Origin of the sequence: Mesorhizobium sp. LNHC209A00 (assembly GCF_000502915.1) — a bacterium.
Lineage (GTDB): Bacteria > Pseudomonadota > Alphaproteobacteria > Rhizobiales > Rhizobiaceae > Mesorhizobium.
In genome coordinates this window covers 23,087-30,825 of record NZ_AYWT01000029.1, presented here as the reverse complement: position 1 = coordinate 30,825, position 7,739 = coordinate 23,087, and the positions used below count along the sequence as shown (strand labels likewise).

Here is a 7,739-nt window from a genome sequence, read left to right as displayed (position 1 = left end):
GCTCGATCTCGCGATCAACGATCGCGGTGCGATGCAACTCAAGAACATCGCCGATCCGGTCCGAGTCTATTCGCTACAGGTCGGCGTTCCCTCCAAGGCAAAGCCCGCGACACTAAGTGAGCCCCTTGTGCTGGAGAAGCTTTCGCAGCCGCTCGCACTGCCCGACAAGCCTTCGGTCGCCGTGCTGCCCTTCGTCAACATGAGTGGCGATTCCGAGCAGGAATTTTTCACTGACGGGCTGACAGAGGACATCATCACCGATCTGTCGAATGTGTCCGGATTCTTCGTCATCGCCCGCAACTCCACCTTCGCCTACAAAGGCAAGCCTACCGATGTCCGTCAGATCGCCCAGGATTTAGGGGTGAGATACATCCTTGAAGGTAGTGCGCGTCGCTCGGCCGAGCGTCTCAGGATCAATGCGCAGTTGATTGATGCTGCGGGTGGTGGAAATCATGTCTGGGCTGAACGCTTTGACCGCAATCTCGCCGATATTTTCGTGATTCAAGATGAAGTTACGCGTCGCGTCGTGCAAGCAATTTCCGGCAAGATTGGTGCGAACAAGACCTCTACCCGGTCTAGGCCGTCAAATCTCGAAGCCTACGATCTCTGCGTTAGGTCACGAGAAAAATGGGCTATGTCGAGGTCTGAGAACAGAGAGGCGCTTTCAGCGTTGGAACGCGCGGTTGCACTTGATCCAAGCTATTGCGAGGCGCACAGCAACCTTGCGGTTTCACTGCTATTTGGATGGATTAATTGGGGAGAACCACGGATCCCCCACCAAGCAAATGCTCTCACGCACGCACGACGCGCGGTAGAAATCGATCCCCACGATTCAGACGCTTGCAGTGCGCTTGGATACGTTCAGCTGTATGAGCGGAATTGGGATGAAGCAAAATCACTTTTAGAGCTTGCTATTCAACTGAACCCCAACAACGCAAACGCCGGAATATGGCTAGCTGAGCTTCACATCTACTTGGGCGAGGCGCAGGACTCGTTGACAGCTTGTGCTGAGGCTCTTCGTCTAAATCCCCGTCCGAACCATGCCTACTTTTGGGTCTTGGGGATGGCGCAATTTGCGACCGGTCATTACCAGGATGCTGTTGCGACCTTGAGCCGCGAGGAAACATATGGGACCGGTTCAAGGGTGAACCTGATTGGGGCTCTTGCCCTTGCCGATCGCATGCCTGAGGCACGGGAGGAGGCCCGTCTTTTTCTTGCAGGGAATCCAGGTTGGAAAATCGCCGATTTCACGACGAATTTGCCTTTTACGAGTGCGACTGCAGCGGAGTCATTCGTCTACGGCTGGCGCCTTGCGGGCCTGCCGGACTAGAGGCGTAGTTCGGCGGTGGGTGGCGGTCTTTGCGTCGCCGGAGCGAGGCCTGAAAAAAAGCCGGGGAGAAAACAAGGATTGACCCGATGGGGAAGTCAGACCGACGCTCGACGTTCGTCCGCTAGAACATCCATCGCCAGATGGGCCAGTTCGCGCTCGTGCTCCCTATATTCTTCTTTTGTGTACTGATAGCCCCAATCTACGCTAGGCCAATCTGGTCTGATTTTGTTTGCCAAACGGGCATGCGCCCGCGCCTCATCGAGATGCCCGAGCTTCGCCAGGCATCCAGCCGCATAGACGTGGATATAGTAATAGGGGCTGCTTATAGCACCAAAAGACTTTATCGCCTCCTCGTACTGTCGCGTCATCATGAATGCCATGCCCATAGTCTCACTGAGCGAGGCCGGAAGGAACAGCGGGCTGGCGCGGATAGTTTTGAGTGATCTCTCGATAGCATCGCTCGCCTGACCTGTGCAAAGGAGGTAGTACGCCACCATGTCATTGAGATCGGCGTTATCAGGTGTCAACTGCAGGGCACGCTGGAAGGTTTGAGACGCCTCGCCGAAGTTCCTGTTGAGCATAAGACACGCCCCCCGGATACCCAAACACCTACTATCCCCGCCGTCGAGCCGCACGGCGAGTTCAGTTTCCTTGTCTGCTGATTGCAACGCGAGCGGGGCCAGTGTTTGCCAGTAGACACGCAGATGCATCTGGCCCAACAGAGCATGGGCGCGGGCGAAGGTCGGGTCCAGTTTCACCGCGCTTTCGAATTCCGCTATGGCCTGCTGGATGTCGTCATTGCGCCAGCGGTTTGTGATTTCTACGCCGCGCAGATAGCGATCATAGGCGCCCAAGCTCTCGGTCGGTTTGCGCCGCGATGCCTTCACGACGTCGGATTCAACATATCCCGGAACGGCGGCGACGATGCTTCGAGTCACTTCGTCCTGAACTGCGAAGATGTCCTCCAGCTCACGATCATAGCGTTCGGCCCAGACGTGACTACCGGTCGCTGCCTCGATCAACTGTGCCGTGATGCGCACTCGCTTGCCAACCCTGCGAACGCTGCCCTCCACCAAGTAGCGTACGCCAAGCTTTCGCCCTGCTTCTGCGATGTCCACGGCGGTTCCCTTGAACGTGAAGGACGAGTTCCGTGCGATCACGAACAGGCCGCGATTGCGCGCCAGTTCAGTGATGATGTCCTCTGTCATACCGTCGGCGAAGTACTCCTGCTCTTGATCGCCACTCATGTTAGTGAACGGCAGAACGCCAATCGACGGTCTGCTATCGACCGGTTCCCGCGACACGTCCTGCGGTGTTGGGGTGATACCCAACATGATGCGGAAAGCCCTTACCGGCCGTGTAATGTTCTTGAGCTTCACCTCGCCCAAGTCCATGGCCGAGACGTCGACTTTGCCCCGAATTTCGTCGTTCACCTTGCCAGAAATGCAGATACCACCCGGTTCCGAGAGACCTTCAAGGCGAGCGGCGATGTTCACGCCATCGCCAAAAATGTCCGATCCCTCGCCAACGACTTCTCCGAGGTTTAGCCCGATGCGCAATAGGATCCGTTTGCGATCATCCAGGTTTTCGTTGGACTCGGCCATCCGGTTCTGCACGTCGAGAGCGCACCTTAAGGCATTAACCGCGCTAGCGAACTCCACAAGCACACCATCGCCGATGAACTTCACGATTCGTCCGTCATGCCCACGGGCGAGAGGCTCGATGATTCCCTTCCTACGCTCTCTGAGGGCCGAGAGTGTCCCTGTTTCGTCGGCCTCCATGAGGCGCGAGTAACCGACGACGTCGGCAATAAGAATCACGGCAAGGCGGCGATGCGCAGATGCTTGATTCACTTTCTACCTACTGGTCCACAGGTTCGCCAGATCCTACGGTATTGGCAAAATCTGCCAGAGGATAGCAGTGCCTGCGGCGTTTGCAAAATAGGTGGTGAGTTAACTCTCGCGGGGCCCGACCTCTGAACACACATCGTCGGACTGCCGACGTCACCGCAAAAGTTTACCTCGTGCTCTCAGTCTCCTGCTATCCTCATCGCGAAGGAGGTTGCGCGATGAGCGAGAATGGCAAGCTTGCCGTTACCCCAGGTTGGCATTGGTGTCAGGCTGCCCGGAGCAGCACGATATGAGGGAGACCCGCAAAATAGCAGCGATCCTGGTCTCGGATGTGGTCGGCTACAGCCGGCTGGCCGGCGCCGATGAGGATCGCATCCTGGCACGGCTGCGGGCACTGCGCAGCGATCTCATCGACCCCACCATCGCTGTTCATCGTGGACGGGTCGTCAAGCGCACAGGGGACGGCAGCCTCGTTGAGTTCAGCAGCGTTGTGGAAGCAGTCCGCTGCGCGATCGAAGTGCAGAATGCCATGCTTGAGCGCAATGCCGGGGTGCCCGACGATCGTCGCATTGAGTTCCGGATCGGCATTCACCTGGGCGATGTTGTGCAGGAGCGCGATGGCGACCTAATGGGGGATGGCGTCAACATCGCCGCACGCCTCGAAGGCATCTGCGAACCTGGCAATATCTGTCTTTCCGAGCAAGCGTACTGGCAGGTCAAGGCAAGGCTCGATCTCGCGATCAACGATCGCGGTGCGATGCAACTCAAGAACATCGCCGATCCGGTCCGAGTCTATTCGCTNGCTCGATCTCGCGATCAACGATCGCGGTGCGATGCAACTCAAGAACATCGCCGATCCGGTCCGAGTCTATTCGCTGCAAGTCGGCGTCCCCGCCCAGGCGAAGCCTACCGCACAACCGGAGCACGCTGTGCCGGAAAAGCGTTCGCTGCAGTTCGCGTTGCCTGACAAGCCGTCGATTGCAGTGCTGCCCTTTGTCAACATGAGTGGCGACCAGGAGCAGGAGTTCTTCACTGACGGGCTGACGGAGGACATCATCACCGACCTCTCAAATGTGCCAGGCTTCTTCGTAATCGCCCGCAACTCTACCTTCGCCTACAAGGGCAAGCCCAGTGATGTCCGTCAGATCGCTCGAGATCTAGGGGTCAAGTACATTCTTGAAGGCAGTGCACGGCGATCCGAGAAACGTTTGCGTGTCAATGTGCAGTTGATCAATGGGTTGGAAGGCGGCAACCATGTCTGGGCTGAGCGCTTCGACCGCGATGTCGCCGACATCTTCGACCTTCAGGACGAGGTCACGCGACGTGTCGTCGAAGCGATCTCCGGCAAGCTCGGTGAAAAGAAAATTGTTGCCCGTTCCCGACCTTCAAATCTCGAAGCCTATGATCTTTGTGTTAGGTCGCGAGGCAAATGCAACATTTCCAGATCAGACAACCGTGACGCGTGTGCTGACTTGGAACGTGCCATTCAGATCGATCCAAACTACTGCGAGGGGCATAGCAATCTTGCCGTCTCACTGCTATTTGGCTGGATCGTCTGGGGTGAGCCACAGGACCCTGGCCGCGCAAAGGCTCTGGTGCACGCACAACGAGCCGTTGAAATCGATCCCGGCGATTCCCACGCTCGCAGGATCCTGGGCTGCGTTCAGCTTTATCAGCGCAATTGGGATGAAGCAAAGGTCCAATTCGATGCTGCCGTTCGGCTAAATCCCAACAATGCGGATGCAGTTGCATGGATGGGTGAGCTTCAAATCTACTTAGGTAAGCCGCAAGCAGCGCTGATGGCTTGTGCAGAGGCGCTCCGCCTGAATCCTCGTCCACCCGGTTGGTATTTCTGGATCATGGGAATGACGCAGATTTCCTCCGGTCACTACGAAGAAGCTGTTGGGACCTTGAGCCGGGACGAAACCTACGGGACGGGTTCGAGGGAGCACCTGGTCGTCGCGCTTGCCCTTGCCGGCCGCATTCCTGAGGCACGGGAGGAAGCCCGGCTATTTCTTGCCGGCAATCCAAATTGGAAATTAGCTGACTTGGTAGCGAACTCTCCCTTTAAGAGCATGAGCACTGCGCGGCCGTTTTTCGACGGCTGGCGTTTGGTTGGCCTGCGGGAATAGCGCGTTGGCAGCAAGCTGGAAATGTGCTGGATAGGGCCGCCGAGCGCATAACAGCCAAGAGACACTCCTTCGCGCCCGACGGCCGGGCGCTCGCCGCGCCGTCTGGAGTAGGGCCTTCACTTTTAAGGCAGCTACGGCATGTCCCCGCTGTTGGGGCCGTGCGTGCTGGAGCCATGCATGAAGGACTGGATTTCGTCCTGATCGATCTTGCTGTCACCATTCTCGTCGATGCTGCTGAACACCCTGCTGACCGTGCGTTGAACCTCGTCCTCGGACAGGGATCCGTCGCCATCCGTGTCCAACAGCCCAAACATCAGTCGCATGCCGACGCCGCGCATCGTCTTTCCGTACGAGCCGAGACGCAGCGCGTGGCGACTTGCACCTGGACCAAAATCGTCCCGGGTCAGTAATTGACGGCAGTTGCGCCTCCGATGAACCCCCTGGTTATTCATCGGTCATCCGTCAATCCGTAATGCCTGCTTTCCGCAGGCCATCTAGCCAGTGCTCTACATCCTCCTGACGTCGATATGGAGAGCCGCGCCTGTAGTCACCTACAGGCTTGCGCTCGAGGCATCTGCCCCAAGCCGATCTTGCCTCTTCGGCGCGTCCGAGCTGGCCCAAACACGCAGCCAAATTGGCGAACCCGCGATCATAATGGTTGTTGTCCCAACGGCGGAACGAATCCAGCGAAGCCTCACATTCACCGAGCAGATAGTAAGTAAATGCGAGTAGCTCGTGGACGTCGCGTTGTTCGAGCGGACTCAGCCGTCTGAGCCGCTCGCCAATCTCGCGGGCCTTCGTGAGTTGACCGCTCCAAAGGCAGATGTACCCGACCCAGCCGAGTACGATCGGGTATGTCGGGCCCATCGCGAGCGCGCGTTGCCAATGAGTCTCGGCAGCCTCGAACTCCCCTTTCCATCCATGCAAAGCGGCGACGACCGCCTCTGCCAGTCCGCTGGCGTCGCCGAGTTCGATAGCCCGCAAGGCCGACTGCATGGCCGATGCCTTCATCTCTTCATCAGCTCTGAAAGCGGAGAGGGCCGCGTAGGCGTCCGCCAGCCATGCATGCGCTCGCGCTGAATCAGGCTCCCAGCCAAGAGCCAGCTTTAAGAACTCGACACCAGCGACGGTGTCCTTTTCGGTGATCCGGCTCGTAGCATCGATGCCGCGCAAGAACGCGTCATATGCGGTGAGGCTCGTGTGCGTTTGCCTAGTCCGAACAATCTCAGCAGCGCCTACCTTGCCGACCAGTGCCCAGGCGATCCTCTCTGTCACCTCGTCTTGAACCGTGAAAAGGTCTTCGATGTCTCGATCGTAGCGCTCGGCCCAGACGTGATTGCCAGTAGCCGCTTCTATCAACTGCGCAGTGATCCTGACGCGTGCAGCGGCCTTTCGAACGCTTCCTTCGACAACATATCGGACACCGAGCTTTCTTCCGATCTCGGTGATGTTTACGGATTGACCCTTGAGAGCGAACGAGGAATTGCGCGCGATCACGAAAAGACTCTGACTGCGACTGAGTTCTGTGATGAGGTCCTCGGCGATTCCATCGGAGAAATATTCCTGCTCTGGGTCCGCCGACATATTTGTGAAAGGAAGTACCGCCACTGATGGTTTGAACGGGAGCGGCAAATCCTCCGCTGAAGCGATTGACGCCAAAGGTTCTGGATCAACCCACTCTTCTGTTCGGACCCGGTAGGCATGCACGGGCCCAGCAATGTTCTTCATCGTATGCTCGCCCAGGTCGACGAGCGTATAGGGGATCTTTCCGATCATAGACGCTGCGTCCAATGACGACACCTCCGGGCTCACTGATCTTTTCCAGCCTGGCGGCTACGTTAACGCAGTCACCGTAGATCGTCGTCTCATCGAGGATAACCTCTCCAGCGTTGACACCCATTCTGAAGGCCATGCGCCGGTCTGCGGGGAGATCCGAATTGCGCGCCGTAATGCGTTCTTGCGTCTCTACCGCGAACTGCAACGCATCGACCGCGCTGGGAAACTCGATCAGCAGACTGTCGCCCGCGGTGCCGACCAGCCGACCCTTGAATTGCGCGATCTTTGGATCGATCACTTCGGCGCGCAGTGCCTTTAGATGAAGGAGAGTCCCGGCCTCGTCGGCCCGCATCAAACGCGAGTAGCCAGCTACGTCGGCTGCGAAAACCGCCACAAGCTTTCGTTCCGGGCGCGCCACAATGCCTCCTGGACCCAACGACGCCACGTGGGTTTGCTGGGAACGTAGCACTCGCGTCAATGCGCAACTAGCCGCCAGAGAACGTCCGCCCACTGGCTGAACGTCCGCTTTCGTCTTCGGACGCAAAAAGCCGCTATTCCGCTGTCGGCCCCGTTTCTGCCGCTCGGTCACAGGCGTTCGTTGCCCCGCGTACCCAGCCGTCGCCTTGCGGCCAGCGGCCATATGCGCGAATG

The 7,739-nt window shown here is 58.0% G+C and carries 6 protein-coding genes; 2 read left to right on the top strand and 4 right to left on the bottom strand.

Going from position 1 to position 7,739, the window contains the following annotated elements; genetic code table 11:
* On the top strand, positions 1 to 1,330 hold a 1,330-nt coding region (locus tag X739_RS137860; RefSeq protein WP_023796427.1), incomplete at its 5' end, for a tetratricopeptide repeat protein.
* A gap of 95 nt (positions 1,331 to 1,425) precedes the next feature.
* Here the strand turns inward: X739_RS137860 and X739_RS01000000166835 are convergent.
* Positions 1,426 to 3,150, bottom strand: coding sequence for an adenylate/guanylate cyclase domain-containing protein (locus X739_RS01000000166835; protein ID WP_051410655.1), 1,725 nt, complete (start codon positions 3,148 to 3,150; stop codon positions 1,426 to 1,428).
* 319 nt (positions 3,151 to 3,469) lie between these two features.
* On the opposite strand from X739_RS01000000166835, the gene X739_RS1000000170980 reads away from it, so the two are divergent.
* The gene (locus X739_RS1000000170980) at positions 3,470 to 4,147 is read left to right on the top strand and encodes an adenylate/guanylate cyclase domain-containing protein (protein WP_023796425.1); all 678 of its coding nucleotides are present in this window, start codon (positions 3,470 to 3,472) and stop codon (positions 4,145 to 4,147) included.
* Between the two features lie 1,296 nt (positions 4,148 to 5,443).
* On the opposite strand, the gene X739_RS1000000170975 is transcribed toward X739_RS1000000170980, so the two are convergent.
* The 3 genes from X739_RS1000000170975 to X739_RS1000000167405 all read right to left on the bottom strand — a co-directional run bounded on the left by X739_RS1000000170975 (position 5,444) and on the right by X739_RS1000000167405 (position 7,506).
* Positions 5,444 to 5,650 (bottom strand): hypothetical protein, encoded by a 207-nt coding sequence (locus X739_RS1000000170975; RefSeq protein WP_023796423.1) that lies wholly within the window; start codon positions 5,648 to 5,650, stop codon positions 5,444 to 5,446.
* A gap of 124 nt (positions 5,651 to 5,774) precedes the next feature.
* Positions 5,775 to 7,088, bottom strand: a complete 1,314-nt coding sequence (locus tag X739_RS1000000167410; RefSeq protein ID WP_084056597.1) for a hypothetical protein — start codon at positions 7,086 to 7,088, stop codon at positions 5,775 to 5,777.
* Positions 6,982 to 7,506, bottom strand: a complete 525-nt coding sequence (locus X739_RS1000000167405) for an adenylate/guanylate cyclase domain-containing protein (RefSeq protein WP_198026190.1) — start codon at positions 7,504 to 7,506, stop codon at positions 6,982 to 6,984. Before X739_RS1000000167405 ends, X739_RS1000000167410 begins: the two co-directional genes overlap by 107 nt.
* Positions 7,507 to 7,739 lie beyond the last annotated feature (233 nt).

Bases quoted from the DNA above. Each gene is read 5' to 3' on its own strand.
- X739_RS1000000170975 (WP_023796423.1), bottom strand. From the start codon at position 5,650: ATGCGCGGCGTCGGCATGCGACTGATGTTTGGGCTGTTGGACACGGAT.
- X739_RS1000000167410 (WP_084056597.1), bottom strand. From the start codon at position 7,088: ATGATCGGAAAGATCCCCTATACGCTCGTCGACCTGGGCGAGCATACG.